The organism is Streptomyces sp. NPDC002884 (assembly GCF_040295245.1).
GTDB lineage: Bacteria > Actinomycetota > Actinomycetes > Streptomycetales > Streptomycetaceae > Streptomyces.
The window spans coordinates 291,064-308,360 of the sequence record NZ_JBEOVB010000006.1; the positions used below are offsets into that span (position 1 = coordinate 291,064).

Below are 17,297 nucleotides of genomic sequence, written 5' to 3' on the forward strand. Positions count from 1 at the left end.
CACCCGGGTGTCCCCCCGCGTCCGGGTGTCAGCGAGCAGGGGCCCACACCGAGCACACGAGGAGCACACATGTCACTTCAGGGAAAGGTCGCGGTCGTCACCGGCGGCGCGCGGGGAATCGGACGCGGGATCGCGACCGTGCTGGCGGCCCAGGGCGCCGCCGTGGCGGTCTGGGACCTCAACACCGAGGGCGCCGAGAAGACCGTCGCGGAGATCCGGGCGGCCGGCGGTACGGCCCTCGCGGTGGGCGGTGACGCCGCCGACGCCGCGGCCGTGGCCCGCTCCGCGGCGCGCACCCGCGACGAGCTCGGGCCGGTCACGATCCTCGTCAACAACGCGGGGACGACCGCCTACGAGCCCTTCACCCAGATCAGCGAGGCGTCCTGGGACCGCCTGATCGGGATCAACCTCAAGGGACCGTTCCTGGTCACCCAGGAGCTGGTGCCCGACATGCTCGAGGCGGGCTGGGGCCGGATCGTCAACATCTCCTCGTCCTCCGCCCAGACCGGCGCGCCCGCCATGGCGCACTACGCGGCCTCCAAGGGCGGCGTCATCGGCCTCACCAGGGCGCTGGCGGTCGAGTACATCGACAAGGGGATCACCGTCAACCACGTCCCGCCGGGGTTCATCGACACCCCGCTGGTCCGCCAGGGCCCGGTCGACGTGGACGCGGTCGCGGCCACCATGCCGATGAAGCGGGCCGGTACACCCGAGGACGTCGCCTACGCGGTGGCCTACCTCGCCTCGCCCGAGGCGGGCTATGTGACCGGCCAGACCTTCAGCGTCAACGGCGGGCGCTACGTCACCTGACCAAGCCGCCCGTCCGCACCCGGAACACCGCACCACCATCGCACCAACGCCGTACTGGAGCCGAGAATGAGCATCGACGACGCCGCCGGGGCCCCCGCCCGCGTCCTGGTAGTGGGCGCCTCCGCGTCCGGACTGACCACCGTGGAGACCCTGCGCCGCAAGGGCTACGAAGGCCGGATCACCGTGCTCGGCGACGAGCCGCACGCGCCGTACGACCGGCCGCCGCTGTCCAAGCAGGTGCTCTCCGGCGCATGGGAGCCGGCGCGGGCCGCACTGCGCACCCAGGACGTGCTGTCGGCGCTCGACGCCGAGTTCGTCCTGGGCGACCCGGCGGTCGCACTGGACCGGGCGTCGCGCGGTGTCCGCACGCAGTCCGGGCGGGAGCTGCGGGCGGACGCGATCGTCATCGCCACGGGGGTACGGGCCAGGCGCCTTCCCGGCTCGGAGGACCTCGCCGGCGTCCACGTACTGCGCACCCTCGACGACGCGCTGGCGCTGCGCGCCGGTCTGCTCGCCGGCACCCGGCTCGTGGTCGTCGGCGAGGGCGTTCTCGGCTCCGAGATCGCGGCCACCGCACGGACCCTGGGCCTGGACGTCACCCTCACCGGGCCGCTGTCGGCGCCGATGGCGCTCCAGGTGGGCCCGCTGGTGTCCGGCGTGCTGGCCGACCTGCACACCGAGCGCGGCGTCGAACTCCGGCTCGGCAACGGCGTCGTCGGCCTCACCGCCGAGGGCGGCCGGGTCACCGGCGTCCGGCTCGCCACCGACGAGGTGCTCCCGGCCGACGCGGTGGTCGTGGCGATCGGCGCGTCCCCGGCGACGGAGTGGCTCGCCGACAGCGGGCTGGAGCTCGACAACGGGGTGGTGTGCGACTCCCACTGCCGGGCGGAGGAGGGGATCTACGCCGTCGGCGACGTGGCCCGCTGGCACCACGAGGGACTCGGCCGGCTCGTCCGCCTGGAGAACCGGACCAACGCCACGGAGCAGGCCATGGCGGTCGCCGGCGAGATCCTCGGCGCGGACCGGCCGTACGCACCGGTGCCGTACTTCTGGACCGACCAGTACGACGCCAAGCTCCAGGTGCACGGCTTCCTGCCGGCCGACGCCGAAGTGGACGTCGTCGACGGGGATCTGACCGCCCGTCGGTTCGTCGCCCGGTACCGCAGCGAGGGCCGGGTCACCGGGGTGCTCGGCTGGAACATGCCCAAGCAGGCCCGCACGCGCCGTCAGGAGATCGCCGACGGTCTCGACGCTCCCGCCCCGACCCACTGAACGATCAGGAGTGATTCCCATGAAGGTTGTCGTCGACGAGGAGAAGTGCGTCGCCGCCGGGCAGTGCGTGGCCGCCGCCATGGACGTGTTCGACCAGCGCGAGGACGACGGCATCGTCGTCCTGCTCGACGAGAGTCCGCCGGCCGAACTGGCCGAGGACGTCCGCAACGCCGCCGCGGTGTGCCCGGCGCTCGCGATCCGCCTCGAGGAGTAGGCCCCGAACTTCGCCCCTTCCCCCCACCCCCACCACCGGAGGAACACCCATGGCCGAGGCAGACACCCGGGACGCGCCCGACGAGTCCCTCTACTTCTACCAGGACGAGCGGGACGCCAAGTGCCCCTTCGCCCCGCCGCCCGGGCTGCGCGCCCTGAACGACAGGGGTCCCGTGTCCCGGGGCCGGATCTGGGACGGCAGCACCCCCTGGCTCGTCACGGGCCACGCCGCGCAGCGCGCCATCCTGTCCGACCCCCGGGTCAGCTCGGACGACAAGCAGCCGGGGTTCCCGTATCCCAACCGGGCCATGGCGGAGACCGCCCACCACCACCCGCTCACGATCTTCAACGCCGACGGCGCCGACCACACGCGGATCCGCCGCATGATGACCCGCCCGTTCACCCGCCCCCGCATGGAGGCGCTGCGGCCGGACATCCAGAGGTTCACCGACGAGCTCGTCGACAAGATGCTGGCGGGCCCGAAGCCGGTGAACCTGGTGACGGCGCTGTCGCTGCCGCTGCCCTCGCTGATGATCTGCGCGCTGCTCGGCGTGCCGTACGAGGACCACGACTTCTTCCAGGAGCACGCCTCCTTCGCCACCCGGAGCGACAAGACGGCCGAGGACGACCGCCGGGCCGGCGATGCGCTGGGCGGCTACCTGGCCGCACTGCTCCAGAAGAAGATGGAGGAGCCCGCGGACGATGTGCTCTCGGACTTCGCCGCGCGGATCAAGGAGGGCGACCTCACCCTTCCCGAGGCCACCCTGCTGTCCATGATCCTGCTGATCGCCGGTCACGAGACCAGCGCGACCATGATCACGCTGGGTACCGCGCTGCTGCTGGAGAACCCCGACCAGATCGCGCGGCTGCGCGAGGTCGAGGACACCCGGGACGCCGCGAACGCGGTCGACGAGATCCTGCGCTACCTGACCGTGGCGATGTTCGGCCAGCGGCGCATCGCCTCCGAGGACTTCGAGTTCGAGGGTGCGCGGATCAAGGCGGGGGACGGCATCGTCGTCCCGCTGCCCGCCGGCAACTGGGACCCGGAGGCGTTCCCCGAGCCCGAGAAGCTCGACCTCACCCGCAAGGCGAACCACCACCACGCCTTCGGCTGGGGCATTCACCAGTGCCTGGGCCAGCAGCTCGCCCGGATCGAACTCCAGGTCGTCTACGGCACGCTCTACCGGCGCATCCCGACCCTGCGCCTCGCGGTCGACCGCGACGAACTCGAGTTCCGCCCGGCCGACGCGCTCGCCTTCGGCATCAAGGAACTGCCGGTGACCTGGTAGTCCGGCCTCGCCGCGGCACCCCCGGGCGCCACGGCGCCGACCGGCAGGCCGGTCCCACCCACCCGGGCGGGACCGGCCGTCGCATCCCTACCGGCAGTTCGTCACGGCAGCCGTAACGGCTTGTGAAACAGCAGCAACCGCAACGGCAGCAGTAACCGCAACAGCAACAGCAACGACGGCAGCAGTAACCGCAACAGCAACAGCATCCGCATCCGCATCCGAAACGGCTACGGCAGTACAACAGGAGTCAGGCATGAGCGAGTTCAGCTTCGAAGGACGCGTCGCGGTCGTCACCGGCGCCGGCCGGGGGATCGGCCGGGCCCACGCCCGTCTGCTGGCCGAGCGCGGGGCGAAGGTCGTCGTCAACGACCTGGGCGGATCCATGGAGGGCGACGGCTCGGACGCCGGCCCCGCGCAGAAGGTCGTCGAGGAGATCGTCGCGGCCGGCGGCGAGGCCGTCGCCGACACCCACGACGTCTCCACGCCGGCCGGCGGCCAGGCCGTCATCGACACCGCGATCGAGCACTTCGGCCGCATCGACGTCCTCGTCAACAACGCCGGGATCATCCGCTGGGCCGGCCTGCCGGAGGTCGACGCGGAGAACCTGGAGCGCCACCTCGCCGTGCACCTCGTCGGCTCGTTCAACACGCTGCGCGCCGCCTGGCCGCACTTCGTCGAGCAGCAGTACGGCCGCGTCGTGCTGACCACCTCCAGCGGTCTGTTCGGGCTCGACAACAACCTGTCGTACGCGGCGGCGAAGGCGGGCACGGTCGGGCTGGCCCGCAGCGCGAAACTGTCCGGCGAGCCCCATGGGATCAAGGTCAACCTGATCGCGCCCGCGGCGATGACCCGGATGGGCGGCGGCCCCGAGGAGGAGCCCGCCGAGACGGCCCCCGGCATGCCGTACATGCCCTCGGACGCGGTGGCGCCGATGGTGGCGTACCTCGCCCACGAGAGCTGCCCGGTGAACGGGGAGATCTACACCGCCGGCGCCGGCCGCTTCGCGCGCCTGTTCATCGCCTCGACCGAGGGCTACGTCCATGACGGCGGCTCCGTCACCGTCGAGGACGTGGCGGGCAACTGGGACGCGATCAACGACGAGAAGGGCTACTACGTGCCGTCGGACCTGATGGCCTGGTCGGGCGCGTTCCTCAAGCACCAGTTCACCCCGATCCCGAGCGCCGGTTCCACGAACCCGAACGTGTAGGCGGACGCGGACACGGGCACGTAGACGGACGGCCGCCGAGAGGGCCGGGCGCGATGCCCGGCCCTCTCGGCGTTCCGCCGCGCGCGCCGACAGCCGCCACGGGATCGCCTTCTGTCTGCGGTCTGCGGTCTGCGGTCTGCGGCCTGCGGACGACCGCGCGCGACGTGAGTGACCGTGAGCGCCCGGTGACCTGGGGCGTGCTGGTCCGCGGGCAGCCGCCGTGCGGGCCGGCGCGGGCGCGGGGCGCTGTCGGGGCGACGCCGAAGGCCGCGTGGGACCGGCTCCGCCGCGCTGTCCTGCCCGGCTCGACGGCCGGGGGAGGGAAGCGAGCGGAGCCGGTCCCACGCGGGGTGCTCCGAGGACGCGCCGTCAGGCCGCCTGACCGACCTCGGCCTCGTCGAGGCGCTTGCTCCGGGGGATGAGCAGGACGAGCAGGGCGCCGACGGAGCAGCAGCCGACGACCAGCCAGAGGCCGTTGGTGAACCCGGCGTCGAGATAGAACTGGGTGCCCTTCAGGATCGCGCCGTGCTGGGCCATCACGACGAAGGCCAGCTGGGAGACGATGATCTGGGCGACGCCCTGGCCCAGGGTCTGGGCGCCGTTGGCCAGCGCCTGCTCCTCGGGGGTGACCACCTCGATGATCATGATGGGTACGACGGCCATGACGATGCCCGTGCCGAGCCCTGCGATCAGGCCCATCTCCACGATCTGGGCGGCGTTGTGGTGCAGTTGTGTGCCGATGCCGTAGCCGAGGACCGTGAGCGCGGATCCCGTGCCCAGCAGGATGCGTGCGTCCATCCGGCGGGCGAGCCAGCCGGTGCCGACGGCCCCCACGATGATCATCGCGCTGATCGGACTGGTGACGATGGCGTTGTGGGTGCCGGACCAGCCCAGGCCCTCGGAGATGGTGGGGATCTTCGGCATCAGTATCAGCATCTGCAGCACCACGCCGACGGCGCTGAGCGAGCCGGCCGCGATGGAGGTGGCCAGCAGGACGGTCCACACGGGGCGGCGCCGTGTCATGGACGGCGGGAACAGCGGTTCGGCGACCCGGCGCTCCACGAGGACGAAGGCGACCAGCGCGACCAGTGAACCGACGATGTAGGCGGCGAACCTGCCGCTGTCCCAACCCCAGTGCGATCCCTGGCCGACGGCGTAGACGATCGCGGTGATGCCTCCGCCGAGCAGGAGTCCGCCGATCCAGTCCATTCGGCCGCCGGCCGCGCGGACCGGGCTCTCGGGCAGGAAGGCGGCCACCAGGACGAAACTCACGGCGGTGCTGATGGCCATGAACCACAGCACGCCGCGGAAGCCGTAGTCGTCCAGGAGCCAGCCGGACAGGAACGGCCCGCCGAAGGCGACGAGACCGACGCCGCCGGCGAGGATCCCGCTGGCGAGTCCGACCCAGCGGCGGGGGAACACATCGCGGGTGATCGCGTAGGCGAGCGGGGCGGTGGCCGCGTAGATGCCCGCGATACCGCGCCCGATGAGCAGCGTGCGGTAGTCGGTGGCGACGGCGGCGATCAGGTCGCCGACGAAGCCGAGCCCGGTGGCGACGAGCAGGACGCGCTTCTTGCCGAAGAGGGCCGCGGCCTTGACCGCGAAGGGCAGGAAGAACGTCCCGGTCAGCAGGGTCATCAGGGTGAACCACGCGATCTCGGTGGTCCGGAAGTGGATCGCGACCTCGGCCTGCGCGATGCCGGACAACGCGGCCATGAGCGCGACCAGTTGAACGGTCCACACGAGCGAGACGACCATGAGGACGTTGCGCGGGGTGGAGGAGGATCTCTCGGCCGGGGCCGGCGGAGCGGCGGTGGGTGTCTGCGACATCGGGGCCTTCCATGGGTGAGCGGAGAACCGGAGAGGGGCCCGAGTGGCTGCGGGCCGGGAAGCGGGGACGAGCGCGCGGCGTGGGGAGCTTCGATGCGGCTGCCGGAAAGATAGACCCAACGGTCGGTACAATCAATGAAACGCGCAGAAGCCGGGCTTCTCTCGATACCGAAGGCCTCCGCGCGACGGCCCTCGCGGCTGCTGTGACCAGCGGTTCTCTTCTCGAGGGCGGCGGTGTGTGCGGCGCTGTGCGTCCGGTTTCCGTCCCGCTCAGTGGGACGTGCCCCTGCTCCGCTCCGCCTGGAGCCAGGTCGTCCGAAGGCGGGCGCTGCTCGGACCGGCTCCCGCGCGCGGGGTCGGCAGGCTCGGCGGTCGGCGGGCCGGTGCGGCGGGCCGGTGTGGCGGGCCGGTTCGGCGTGTACCGGTCGTGCCGGCCCGCCCTCCGTGCCGGGCGGAGGACCCCGGAGGGCGCGCGTGGCGCAGGTTCCCGGTCAACCGCCGTTTTCCGGCACCGAGTCGGCGGACCGGGGCCCCTTGGGGATCTCTTGGCCGGTCGCACACTCCTCGTACCGTCGACCTTCACGCCGGCGTCATCCGGCCCTTCCCTGACGTTCGGTGCCCTTGAAACACTCCTTGCGCCCGCATTGCGTCACGAACCGGCAGGCGCAGCCCCTTCCGTACGAGAGGTGCCTCACCCATGTCCGAGGTCAACCGGCGCCGATTCCTCCAACTCGCGGGCGCCACAACGGCGTTCACCGCTCTTTCCGGCAGCGTCGAACGCGCTGCCGCGCTGCCCGCGAACCACCGCACGGGGTCGATCGAGGACGTCGAGCACATCGTCGTCCTGATGCAGGAGAACCGCTCCTTCGACCACTACTTCGGCAAGCTGAGGGGTGTCAGAGGCTTCGGCGACCCGCGCCCGGTCACCCTCGCGAACGGCAGGTCGGTCTGGCATCAGGCGGACGGCGCCGGCAAGGACGTCCTGCCGTTCCACCCCGACGCCGACGACCTGGGTCTCGCCTTCATCCAGGACCTCCCGCACGGCTGGAACGACGGCCATGTCGCCTTCGACGGCGGCAAGTACGACAAGTGGGTGCCCGCCAAGAGCGCCACCACGATGGCGTACCTGACCCGCGAGGACATCCCCTTCCACTACGCGCTCGCCGACACCTTCACCATCTGCGACGCCTACCACTGCTCCTTCATCGGCTCCACCGACCCCAACCGCTACTACCTGTGGACCGGTCACACCGGCAACGACGGCAAGGGCGGCGGCCCGGTCCTCGGCAACGACGAGGCCGGCTACAGCTGGACGACGTACCCCGAACGCCTGGAGCGGGCCGGGGTCTCCTGGAAGATCTACCAGGACGTCGGCGACGGCCTGGACGCGAACGGCAGCTGGGGCTGGATCCAGGACGCCTACCGCGGCAACTACGGCGACAACTCGCTGCTCTATTTCAAGCAGTACCAGAACGCCAAGCCCGGCGACGCGCTGTACGACAAGGCGCGCACCGGTACCGACGCCCGTACGGGCGAGGGGTACTTCGATCGGCTGAAGGCGGACGTCAAGGGCGGCAAGCTGCCGCAGATCTCCTGGATCGTCGCTCCCGAGGCCTTCACCGAGCACCCCAACTGGCCCGCGAACTACGGCGCCTGGTACGTCGCCCAGGTCCTCGACGCGCTCACCTCCGACCCGAAGGTGTGGGCGAAGACGGCCCTGTTCGTCACCTACGACGAGAACGACGGCTTCTTCGACCACCTGCTCCCGCCGTTCCCGCCCGCCTCGGCCGCGCAGGGCCGCTCGACCGTCGACGTGGGTCTGGACGTCTTCCCGGGCGACAGCGGCCACACCGCCGGCCCCTACGGGCTCGGCCAGCGGGTACCCATGCTCGTCGTCTCCCCCTGGAGCAAGGGCGGTTACGTCTGCTCCGAGACGCTCGACCACACCTCGGTCATCCGGTTCATGGAGCGCCGCTTCGGCGTTCACGAGCCGAACATCTCGCCGTGGCGGCGCGCGGTGTGCGGCGACCTGACCTCCGCGTTCGACTTCTCCCGCCCGGACACCCGGCCGGTCGCCCTGCCGGACACCGACGGCTACGAGCCCCCGGACCGCGACCGCCACCCCGACTACGTGCCCACCCCGCCGGCCCGACCCGTCCTGCCGAAGCAGGAACGCGGTCCGCGGCCCACCCGCCCGCTCGCGTACGCGCCCGCCGTGCACGGCGCGGTGGATCCGACCGCGGGGACCCTCGCCCTCACCTTCGCCTCCGGGGCCAAGGCCGGCGCCGCCTTCCTGGTCACCTCCGGCAACCGCGCCGACGGACCGTGGAGCTACACCACCGGGGCGGGCGCGACCGTCTCCGACACCTGGAACTCGGCGTACTCCAGCGGCTCGCACGACCTGACCGTGCACGGTCCGAACGGCTTCCTGCGCGTCTTCAAGGGCACGGGGAAGACGGCCGGGCCCGAGGTGACCGCCCGGCACGTCGGCGACGGCCTCGAACTGACCTTCACCCACCGGGGTTACCGCACGGTGGAGCTGAAGGTGGCCGACGGCTACGGCGGCCGGCCGACGACCGTCGGGCTGCGCCCCGGCCAGTCGGTCAGGCGCACCCTGGACCTGCGGGCGAGCCGCCGGTGGTACGACCTCACCGTCACGTCCGGCGCCGCCCCGACGTTCCTCAGGCGGTTCGCCGGACACGTCGAGAACGGCCGTCCCGGCGTGAGCGACCCGGCGATCGTCACGGAGTGACCCGCTTGGGCCGCCGTCACGGTAAATGCGCGGTGGACACCGCATCGTGGGGGCTGGTCAGGTCCCGGTGGGCTCGGGGTAATGTGCCCCGGTGACCACGCATTCGAACACACCTTCAGGCTGGTATCCGGACCCGCACGGGGCGGCCCAGACCTTGCGTTACTGGGACGGCGCCCAGTGGACCGAGCACACCCACGCGGACGCCAAGGGACAGCCCGCGCCGCAGGTGCCCCAGCAGGCGGGGCCGGACGAGCGGGTCCAGCGCCAGGTACAGCAGCAGGCCGGGGTCGCCTCGAGCGGCCCCGGCGGCGGCACGCTGTTCAGCGAGCCGGTGCTGGTGGTGAACCAGAAGGCCAAGCTGATCGAGCTGACCAACGAGTACAAGGTCATGGACCAGCAGGGCGGTCAGCTCGGCTCGGTCGTCCAGGTCGGTCAGAGCGCGCTGCGCAAGATCCTGCGCTTCGTCGTCAGCATCGACCAGTACCTGACGCACAAGCTGGAGATCCGCGACGTCCACGGGCAGCCGGTGCTGCTGCTGACGCGTCCGGCGAAGTTCCTCAAGTCGCGGGTGATCGTGACGCGCCCCGACGGGCAGCCGGTCGGCGAGATCGTCCAGCAGAACGTCTTCGGAAAGATCAACTTCGCCATCAACGCGGACGGCCGGCAGGTCGGCGCGATCAAGGCGGAGAACTGGCGGGCGTGGAACTTCGCGATCGTCGACCACGCCGACAACGAGGTCGCCCGGATCACCAAGACCTGGGAAGGCCTCGCCAAGACGATGTTCACCACGGCGGACAACTACGTCCTGCAGATCCACTACCAGCTGCCCGAGCCGCTGCTGAGCCTGGTCGTCGCCACGGCCCTGACCGTCGACACCGCGCTCAAGCAGGACGCGCGCGGCCTGGGCTGACGCCCTTCGCGGCCGACGCGGCCGGGCGGCACCCCCCGAGGTGCCGCCCGGCCGCACCGCCCTACAGCGGGGTGAGGTGCTCGGGACCGGTCGTCGGCCGGGGCAGCAGCGCGGGTTCGGCCGACGCCGTCTCCGGCCGCAGGGCCAGCACCGCCGCCACGGGGTGGTCCTCGTCGTGGTCCCCGTCCGGGAGGGCGCCGGGTTCCGGCGCGGCCCGGGACAGCAGCACCACGCCCCAGCCCGCGACGCCCGCTCCCGCCAGCGCCAGGAGCACACCCGCCGCCCCGCCCTGCAGGCGTTCGCCCAGGAGCGCGAGGCCGATCGCCGCGGCGGCCACCGGGTTCGCCAGGGTCACCATCGCCAGCGGTGCGCCGAGACCACCGCGGTAGGCGGTCTGCGACAGCAGCAGCCCGGCCGTCGCGAACGCCGCGACCAGCAGCGCCACCCCGATCACCTGCACGCCGAGCAGCGGACCCGAACGGTCCGTCGCGGCCACCGTCACGGTCTGGGTGAGCGCCGAGGCGACCCCCGAGGCGAAGCCGGACGCGGTCGCGTGCCGCAGTCCCGGCCTGGCGCCGCGCCGCGCCAGCAGTCCGATGAGCGTCGCGGTCGCTCCCGCCACCCCGACCGCCTCCGGCAGGCTCAGGACGTCCTCGGGAGCCGGACCCGACGCGGTGACCAGGATCGCGGCCAGGCCGGCCAGGGTGAAGGCGGTGCCCCGCCACTCGGCGGCGCTGACCTGACGTCCGGCGACCCGCGCGCCCATCGGCACCGCCGCGACCAGGGTGAGCGCGCCGAGCGGCTGCACCACGGTGAGCGGTCCGTACTTGAGGGCGACCACGTGCAGCAGCGCGGCGGCGGCGTTGAGCCCCACCGACCACCACCAGGCACCGTTGCCGAGCAGGCGCAGCAGACCCGAGCCGGGGTGCCGGGAGGCCAGCCGCTCCTGGGCGACGGCGGCGGCCGCGTAGGCGACGGCCGAGAAGAGGGACAGGACGACGGCGACCAGGGTGGCGTTCATCGGCCCGCTCCCACGAGGACCGGCTGCTCGGCCGGGACGGTGGCGGGCGCACCGCGTCCGGCCGTCGCCGCCCCGCGCCGGGGGGCGTGGATCAGCGCGAGCGCGAGGCCGAGCAGCGCGCCCGCCGCGATCGCGTCGAGCCAGTAGTGGTTCGCGGTGCCCACGATCACCAGCAGGGTCAGCAGCGGATGCAGCAGCCACAGCCACCGCCACCGCGACCGGGTGGCGACGACGAGGCCGATCGCGACCATCAGGGCCCAGCCGAAGTGCAGCGAGGGCATCGCCGCGAACTGGTTCGACAGATGGTCCGTCCGCGGCGGGCCGTACACCGACGGCCCGTAGACGCGCGCGGTGTCGACGAGTCCCGTCGCCGCGAGCATCCGCGGCGGGGCGAGCGGCAGGGCGAGGTGCAGCACCAGGGCGGCGGCGGTGACCGCGGCCAGCACCCGGCGGGCCCACACGTAGTGGGCCGGGCGCCGCAGGTACAGCCAGACCAGGAAAGCCAGGGTGGCGGGGAAGTGCACGGTCGCGTAGTAGGTGTTCGCGGCCTTGACCAGGGTGTCGCCGTGCAGCAGCAGGGCCTGCACGGAGCCTTCCCGCGGCAGCCGGAGCAGACGTTCGACGTGCCACACGTCGTGTGCGTTGCGGAAGGCCTCGCCGGTGTGGCCGGCGGCCAGCTGCCGGCCGAGCTTGTAGACGAGGAAGAGCCCTGCGACCAGCAGGAGCTCTCGGACTATGGGCGGCCGCGCCGGTGTGACCGGCTCCGCTTCCCCAGGCTCGGTGCGGGCATTCATCCCCCGGCCCCTTCACTGACGGTGGTGCGTGTGGTGGTGCTGACGTGCTCGTGACTCGTGCATACACCATCGATACTGTGTCGTACCGATACGTCAGTGTACCGATACGCCGGCGTACCGGTACACTGGCGTATCGATGGTGTGCGCCACACTGGACGAGAATCGCGCGACGGCCTCGAGACAGGCCGAAGGAACGGAAGAGAAGCGAGGGGAACGGCAGATGATGTCGCAGGCAGCGGACGGGCCCGAGTCGGTCGCCGCCACGAGCCGCTCCAAGCTCACGCCCGAGCGTGAGCAGGAGTTCTTCGACGCCGTCCTCGACCAGGTCCGTGAATGCGGTTACGAAGCCGTCACCATGGAGGGCATCGCCGCCAGCACCCGGTGCAGCAAGTCCACGCTCTACCGGCAGTGGAAGACCAAGCCCCAGTTCGTCGTGGCCGCCCTGCGCTCGCGTCGTGAGGCGCGGCTCACCGGCATCGACACCGGCTCGCTCGCCGAGGACCTGCGCGAGGCCGCGCGGGCCACCGGCCGCTGGTCGACGAACGACACCAAGCTGCTGCAGGCGCTCGGCCACGCCGTCACCGGAGACCAGGACCTCGCGCTGGCCTTGCGGGAGGCGATCGTCACCCCCGAGATCGAGGCGCTGCGGGAGATCCTGCGGCGCGGGGTGGAACGCGGCGAGATCGCCCACGACCACCCGGCGCTGGAGTACGTCCCGGCGCAGATGTTCGGCGTGATCCGCGCCCGTCCCGTCGTCGACGGGGAGTACGCCGACCAGGAGTACCTGGTCCGCTTCGTGGAGGCCGCCGTGCTGCCGGCGCTCGGCCTCACCTAGGGACCGGCACGCAGACCGACACAGAGATCAGCACATGGCTCAGGCCGCCGTCCACGGGATGACTGGACGGTGACCTGTCTCGCGCCGCACCGTGGGGACGGGGGCGGCGCGCACCACCCGGCCGGGTGGGGCCCCCTTGAGCGGAGGGGTGCCCCACCCGGCCGACCGTGTCAGACGTCCTGTCCGCTGCCGCCGCCCGTCGACACCTTGATGCCCTTGGTGATCGTGTCGATGACCGACACGCTCTGGTCGGCGTCGACACCGAAGCGGAGCACCACCAGGCGCTTGGTGTCCGCGGGCGCCGGGAACGCCAGCGACTCGACATAGCCGTCCGCGCCCTTGCTCGTGACCGCCTTCCAGCGCACCAGATAGCCCTTCTGCCCGGCCACCGTCACCGCCTTGGAGGCGAGCACCTGGTGCGAGGTGATCGCGCCGTACGTCGTGCCGCCGTAGGACTCCTCGGCGTTGGCCGAGATGTCCGCCTTCGCGACCGCCTCTGCGGTCTCGCCCTTGGTCTCCAGCACCTCGACGGGCGCCGAGTACACGCCCCCCTTGGTGCAGGTCTTGGACGTGTCGCCGGGGCACTTGTAGGAGGAGTCGGAGGTCAGCTGCGCGCCCACGCTCAGCTCCTGGCCGGTCCAGCCGTCCGGGATGGGAAGGCTGATCCCGTTGAGGGCGTCGGTCACCGAACCGCTCTTGATCTTCGGCGCCTCGGACTCCCCGGGCGAGGGAGAGGCCCCGCCCGAACCCCCCGAGCCACCGGAACCGCCGGAGCCCCCCGAACCGCCGGAGTCGCCGAAGGGCCCGCCCTGGCCGCCGCTGCCGTCCTGGCCGCCCGTGCCGCCGGGCCCGCCCTGACCGCCCGGTCCCTGGGCCGTGCCGCTGCCGCCGGAGCCGTCGTCCTTGGCCAGCGCGTACACGCCGACCCCGATGCTGGCGAGGACCGCCACGGCCGCGGCGACGGCTATACCCGTCCGCAGCCCGCGCCGTCGGCCCGTGTTCGCCGGCGCCGCGGGATACCCCGGATATCCGGGATACGCCGGGTACGACCCGTCCGCCGGGGTCTGCGCCGGCGGACCCCATACGGCGGCCGAACCCGCGGCGCGGGTCTGGTCCGTCCATGCCTTGCCGTCCCACCAGCGTTCGGTGGCGGGACCGTCACTTGTCTGCCCCGGATCGGGATACCACCCGGGAGGAGTCACCTGCGTCATGCCCCCACCGTATGAGGCGTCGGTGAAAGCCGGATGAGAGGGAGGGCACTCTCTTGGAATCCGTTGCGGGCTCCCGTGGCCCGGCTGGCGTGAATTAGACGTCAATTCGGTGCCCGTCACTCGCCGTTGACGTCAGGGGACGACTTCCGCAGGCCCGCCGGGGGGTCCCGGACCGTCGCGTGTCACCCGTGAAGGCGGGACCTGCCCGGACCGCCCTCCGCGCGGGCCCGAGGAAGGCTACGCTCGACGTCGGTACGTCGTTCGGGCGACTTGGGGAGGTGGCGGGATGACGGAGGTCAGGCCGGCGGCGGCCGCCTCGGCTTTCCTGTGGGAGCGCGAGCGGGAAGTCGCCGCCATCGCGGAGGCGGTGGAGACACTCTGCGCCGACCGGTCGTCGTCGGGTCACCTGCTGGTGCTCCGGGGCGAGGCGGGCTTCGGCAAGACCGCGTTGTTGGCCGAGACACGCCGTATCGCCGAGAGCCGCGGCTGCGCGGTCTGGTCGGCCCGCGGCGGCGAGACACTGCGGTCCGTCCCCTTCAACGTCGTACGGCAGCTGCTTCAGCCCACACTGCTGTCCCTGCACCCGGAGGAGGCCCGCGAGTACCTCGGCGACTGGTACGACATCGCCGGCCCCGCCCTCGGCATATTGGAACCCGGCGAGGGCCACGCCGACCCGCAGGGCGTGTGCGACGGCCTCGTCGCCGCGGTCACCAGACTGGCCAGGCGCGACTACCCGCTCGTCCTGCTGATCGACGACGCGCACTGGGCCGACCAGGAGACCCTGCGCTGGCTCGTCGCCTTCGTCGAACGCCTCGACGAACTCTCCGTCCTGGTCGTCGTGGCCCGCAGGCCCGGCGAGGTCCGGGGCGACGCCGCCCGCCACCTCGAGGCCATCGGCCTGGCCGCGGGCCCCGCCGTCACCAGCCTCAGCGCCCTGACGCCGCCCGCGGTCGCCGGCCTCACCCGGGCCACCCTCGGCCCGCACGCCGACGCCGCGTTCTGCCGCGAGGTGTGGGCCGTCACCGACGGCAACCCCTACGAGACCGTCGAACTCCTCGCCAAGGTCCGCGACAGCGAACTCGAGGCCAGCGAGTCCTCGGCGGGCGAACTGCGCGCGCTGAACCGCGCCGCCCGCGGCGGCGGCCTCGTCGACCGCCTGGAGAAACTGGGCGTCGACGCCACCAAGTTCGCCATGGCCGCCGCGATCCTCGGCGCGGACATCTCCGTCGACCAGGCGGCCCTGCTCGCCGGACTCGGCCGGGACGACGCGGCGCGCTGCGCCGAGCTGCTGCGCAACGCCCGCATCCTCACCGAACCCGTCCCCGGAGCCGTCCCCGCGGGCGACGGCGACCTGGAGTTCGTCCACCCGCTGATCGCCTCCGCCGTCTACGACTCCATCCCCGGGGGCCTGCGCACCGCGATGCACGGCATCGCCGCCCAGGTCGTCACCGAGGCCGGCATGGGCCTCGCCGCCGCCTCCCGGCACCTGCTCCAGGTGCACGCGGAGGGGGACGAGGAACTCGTCGAGCAGCTGCGCGAGGCCGCCCGCGAGCACCTCGCGGTCGGCGCCCCCGACGCGGCCCGCCGCTGTCTCGAACGGGCCCTGGACGAACCGCCCGCCCTCGAGGTCCACGCGCACGTGCTCTACGAACTGGGCTGCGCCACGCTTCTCACCGCCCCCGCCAGGACCATCGACCACCTGCGCACCGCACTCGCCATGCCGGGTCTGGACGGCACCGAGCGCGTCGACGCCGTCTACCGCCTCTCCCAGGCCCTCCTGCACAACGACCAGCTGGAGGAGGCCGTCCGCACCGTCGAGGCGGAGGCCGCCCGGCACGCTCCCGGACCTGCGCGGCTGCGGCTCCAGGCGGTGCAGTTCATGTGGGAGGGCGTGCACGCCGGGGAGACGACCACACCGCGCCGCTCCGAGAGACTCGCCGAGCTCGCCGCGACCTGCACCGGCCGGGACAACGCCGAGCGCGCCCTGCTCATCCTGCGCGGCTTCGACGCCATGACCCACGGCGAGAACGCCGAGGAGGTCGCCGAGTTCTGCGACCGCGCCCTCGTCAACGGCGGCCTCGGCCCCGGGCTCGGCTGGACCGACCAGGAGTGGGGCATCGAACTGCTGATGATGCTGGCCAGCTCCTACGCCTACACCGACCGGCTCGACCGTGCCGACGCCCTCTTCAACGAAGCCCTGCGCGCCTACACGTCCGCCGGCTGGAGCGGCGGCCACCTCGCCCTGGCCCACGCCTATCTCGGACTGGGCCTGCGCCGCCGGGGCCGTCTGAAGGAGGCGGAGGAGTCCCTCAGGGAATCCCTGCGGGTCGCCGAACGCGTCGGCCGCGGCCTGCCCCTGTACTGGTCGGCGACCTGCAACCTCGTCGACACCCTGCTGGCCCGCGGCCATGTCGCCGAGGCCTGGGAGACCGCCGAACAGTACGGTTTCGCCCCGCCGTACCCGTCGACGATCGTGCTGCCCGACCCCCGCTCGGTGCGCGGCCGGCTGCTGCTGGCCGTCGGCCGGGTCAAGGACGGCATCAACGAGCTGGAGGCGGCCGAGAAGGCGGCCGCCGTGCGCGGCCACCTCAACCCGGTGATGGTCCCCTGGGCCGTCGAACTCGCCCGGGCGCTGGCCACCGAGGATCCGGCCCGGGCGAACCGGCTCGTCTCCGAGGCACGCCGTCAGGCCGAGCGCTTCGGCACCGACACCGCGATCGGGGAGGCCCTGCGCTGCGCCGCCGCCCTGGAGACCGGCCAGCGCGCGGTCCGGCTGGCCCAGCAGGCGGTCACCTTCCTGGAGTCCTCGCCCTGTCTGTACGAACACGCGGCCGCCCGCGTCGAGTACGGCATCCTCTCCCGCTCGGTGTCCGAACTCGGCCGGGGCCTGTCACTGGCACGTTCCTGCGGAGCGGACGGCCTGGTGGACCAGGCCCAGCAGGCACTGCGGGGGATGGGCGCGCCGCAGGTGGGCCTGGTACCCGGACAGACCCGGCGGTAGCCGCGGGAGGCCGCCGGTGGAGGTGACACCGGCGGCCTCCCGCGGCCCCCTCGACGGCCCGTCGCCGCTCGTGAAGGGCGTCCCGCCGTCAGACACCCGGCGGCTCCCGCGTGAGCAGCGCGAGCAGCGTGAGCCGCGTGAGCCGGGCGAAC

At 72.5% G+C, this 17,297-nt stretch carries 13 protein-coding genes; 9 read left to right on the forward strand and 4 right to left on the reverse strand.

Going from position 1 to position 17,297, the window contains the following annotated elements:
- The first annotated feature begins 69 nt into the window (after nucleotides 1–69).
- The 5 genes from ABT070_RS15925 to ABT070_RS15945 all read left to right on the forward strand — a co-directional run bounded on the left by ABT070_RS15925 (nucleotide 70) and on the right by ABT070_RS15945 (nucleotide 4,791).
- Nucleotides 70–810 (forward strand): SDR family NAD(P)-dependent oxidoreductase, encoded by a 741-nt coding sequence (locus ABT070_RS15925; RefSeq protein ID WP_351760253.1) that lies wholly within the window; start codon nucleotides 70–72, stop codon nucleotides 808–810.
- Between the two features lie 66 nt (nucleotides 811–876).
- The gene (locus tag ABT070_RS15930; protein ID WP_351760256.1) at nucleotides 877–2,082 is read left to right on the forward strand and encodes an NAD(P)/FAD-dependent oxidoreductase; all 1,206 of its coding nucleotides are present in this window, start codon (nucleotides 877–879) and stop codon (nucleotides 2,080–2,082) included.
- 19 nt (nucleotides 2,083–2,101) lie between these two features.
- The gene (locus ABT070_RS15935; protein ID WP_351760258.1) at nucleotides 2,102–2,296 is read left to right on the forward strand and encodes a ferredoxin; all 195 of its coding nucleotides are present in this window, start codon (nucleotides 2,102–2,104) and stop codon (nucleotides 2,294–2,296) included.
- A 49-nt stretch (nucleotides 2,297–2,345) separates the two neighbouring features.
- Nucleotides 2,346–3,584 (forward strand): cytochrome P450, encoded by a 1,239-nt coding sequence (locus tag ABT070_RS15940; protein WP_351760261.1) that lies wholly within the window; start codon nucleotides 2,346–2,348, stop codon nucleotides 3,582–3,584.
- A 253-nt stretch (nucleotides 3,585–3,837) separates the two neighbouring features.
- Complete coding sequence (locus ABT070_RS15945) at nucleotides 3,838–4,791, forward strand: SDR family NAD(P)-dependent oxidoreductase (protein WP_351760264.1); 954 nt, start codon at nucleotides 3,838–3,840, stop codon at nucleotides 4,789–4,791.
- 369 nt (nucleotides 4,792–5,160) lie between these two features.
- Here ABT070_RS15945 and ABT070_RS15950 read toward each other — a convergent pair whose 3' ends face one another.
- Nucleotides 5,161–6,621 carry an MFS transporter gene (locus tag ABT070_RS15950; protein ID WP_351760266.1) on the reverse strand — a complete coding sequence of 487 codons (1,461 nt, stop codon included), beginning with the start codon at nucleotides 6,619–6,621 and terminating at the stop codon, nucleotides 5,161–5,163.
- Nucleotides 6,622–7,318: 697 nt separating this feature from the next.
- Here ABT070_RS15950 and ABT070_RS15955 point away from each other — a divergent pair.
- The gene (locus ABT070_RS15955) at nucleotides 7,319–9,373 is read left to right on the forward strand and encodes a phosphocholine-specific phospholipase C (protein WP_351760268.1); all 2,055 of its coding nucleotides are present in this window, start codon (nucleotides 7,319–7,321) and stop codon (nucleotides 9,371–9,373) included.
- Nucleotides 9,374–9,464: 91 nt separating this feature from the next.
- Nucleotides 9,465–10,283 (forward strand): LURP-one-related family protein, encoded by an 819-nt coding sequence (locus ABT070_RS15960; protein ID WP_351760271.1) that lies wholly within the window; start codon nucleotides 9,465–9,467, stop codon nucleotides 10,281–10,283.
- A 61-nt stretch (nucleotides 10,284–10,344) separates the two neighbouring features.
- Here ABT070_RS15960 and ABT070_RS15965 read toward each other — a convergent pair whose 3' ends face one another.
- Both ABT070_RS15965 and ABT070_RS15970 read right to left on the reverse strand, forming a co-directional pair.
- Entirely contained in the window at nucleotides 10,345–11,304 is a 960-nt protein-coding gene (locus ABT070_RS15965; RefSeq protein ID WP_351760274.1) for a DMT family protein, read from the reverse strand.
- Entirely contained in the window at nucleotides 11,301–12,098 is a 798-nt protein-coding gene (locus tag ABT070_RS15970; RefSeq protein WP_351760276.1) for a phosphatase PAP2 family protein, read from the reverse strand. The genes ABT070_RS15965 and ABT070_RS15970 overlap by 4 nt, the downstream gene beginning before the upstream one ends.
- A 220-nt stretch (nucleotides 12,099–12,318) precedes the next feature.
- On the opposite strand from ABT070_RS15970, the gene ABT070_RS15975 reads away from it, so the two are divergent.
- Nucleotides 12,319–12,933, forward strand: coding sequence for a TetR/AcrR family transcriptional regulator (locus ABT070_RS15975; RefSeq protein WP_351760279.1), 615 nt, complete (start codon nucleotides 12,319–12,321; stop codon nucleotides 12,931–12,933).
- Between the two features lie 170 nt (nucleotides 12,934–13,103).
- On the opposite strand, the gene ABT070_RS15980 is transcribed toward ABT070_RS15975, so the two are convergent.
- The gene (locus ABT070_RS15980; RefSeq protein ID WP_351760282.1) at nucleotides 13,104–14,144 is read right to left on the reverse strand and encodes a DUF2510 domain-containing protein; all 1,041 of its coding nucleotides are present in this window, start codon (nucleotides 14,142–14,144) and stop codon (nucleotides 13,104–13,106) included.
- Nucleotides 14,145–14,430: 286 nt separating this feature from the next.
- On the opposite strand from ABT070_RS15980, the gene ABT070_RS15985 reads away from it, so the two are divergent.
- On the forward strand, nucleotides 14,431–17,145 hold the full coding sequence (locus ABT070_RS15985; protein ID WP_351760284.1) for an ATP-binding protein: 2,715 nt from the start codon (nucleotides 14,431–14,433) through the stop codon (nucleotides 17,143–17,145).
- Nucleotides 17,146–17,297: the final 152 nt, after the last annotated feature.

Excerpts from the sequence above, each read along its gene's own strand:
- ABT070_RS15945 (WP_351760264.1), top strand. The coding sequence starts at position 3,838 with ATGAGCGAGTTCAGCTTCGAAGGACGCGTCGCGGTCGTCACCGGCGCC.
- ABT070_RS15970 (WP_351760276.1), bottom strand. The coding sequence starts at position 12,098 with ATGAATGCCCGCACCGAGCCTGGGGAAGCGGAGCCGGTCACACCGGCG.
- ABT070_RS15925 (WP_351760253.1), top strand. The coding sequence starts at position 70 with ATGTCACTTCAGGGAAAGGTCGCGGTCGTCACCGGCGGCGCGCGGGGA.
- ABT070_RS15985 (WP_351760284.1), top strand. The coding sequence starts at position 14,431 with ATGACGGAGGTCAGGCCGGCGGCGGCCGCCTCGGCTTTCCTGTGGGAG.
- ABT070_RS15965 (WP_351760274.1), bottom strand. The coding sequence starts at position 11,304 with ATGAACGCCACCCTGGTCGCCGTCGTCCTGTCCCTCTTCTCGGCCGTC.
- ABT070_RS15950 (WP_351760266.1), bottom strand. The coding sequence starts at position 6,621 with ATGTCGCAGACACCCACCGCCGCTCCGCCGGCCCCGGCCGAGAGATCC.
- ABT070_RS15955 (WP_351760268.1), top strand. The coding sequence starts at position 7,319 with ATGTCCGAGGTCAACCGGCGCCGATTCCTCCAACTCGCGGGCGCCACA.
- ABT070_RS15980 (WP_351760282.1), bottom strand. The coding sequence starts at position 14,144 with ATGACGCAGGTGACTCCTCCCGGGTGGTATCCCGATCCGGGGCAGACA.
- ABT070_RS15935 (WP_351760258.1), top strand. The coding sequence starts at position 2,102 with ATGAAGGTTGTCGTCGACGAGGAGAAGTGCGTCGCCGCCGGGCAGTGC.
- ABT070_RS15940 (WP_351760261.1), top strand. The coding sequence starts at position 2,346 with ATGGCCGAGGCAGACACCCGGGACGCGCCCGACGAGTCCCTCTACTTC.
- ABT070_RS15975 (WP_351760279.1), top strand. The coding sequence starts at position 12,319 with ATGATGTCGCAGGCAGCGGACGGGCCCGAGTCGGTCGCCGCCACGAGC.
- ABT070_RS15930 (WP_351760256.1), top strand. The coding sequence starts at position 877 with ATGAGCATCGACGACGCCGCCGGGGCCCCCGCCCGCGTCCTGGTAGTG.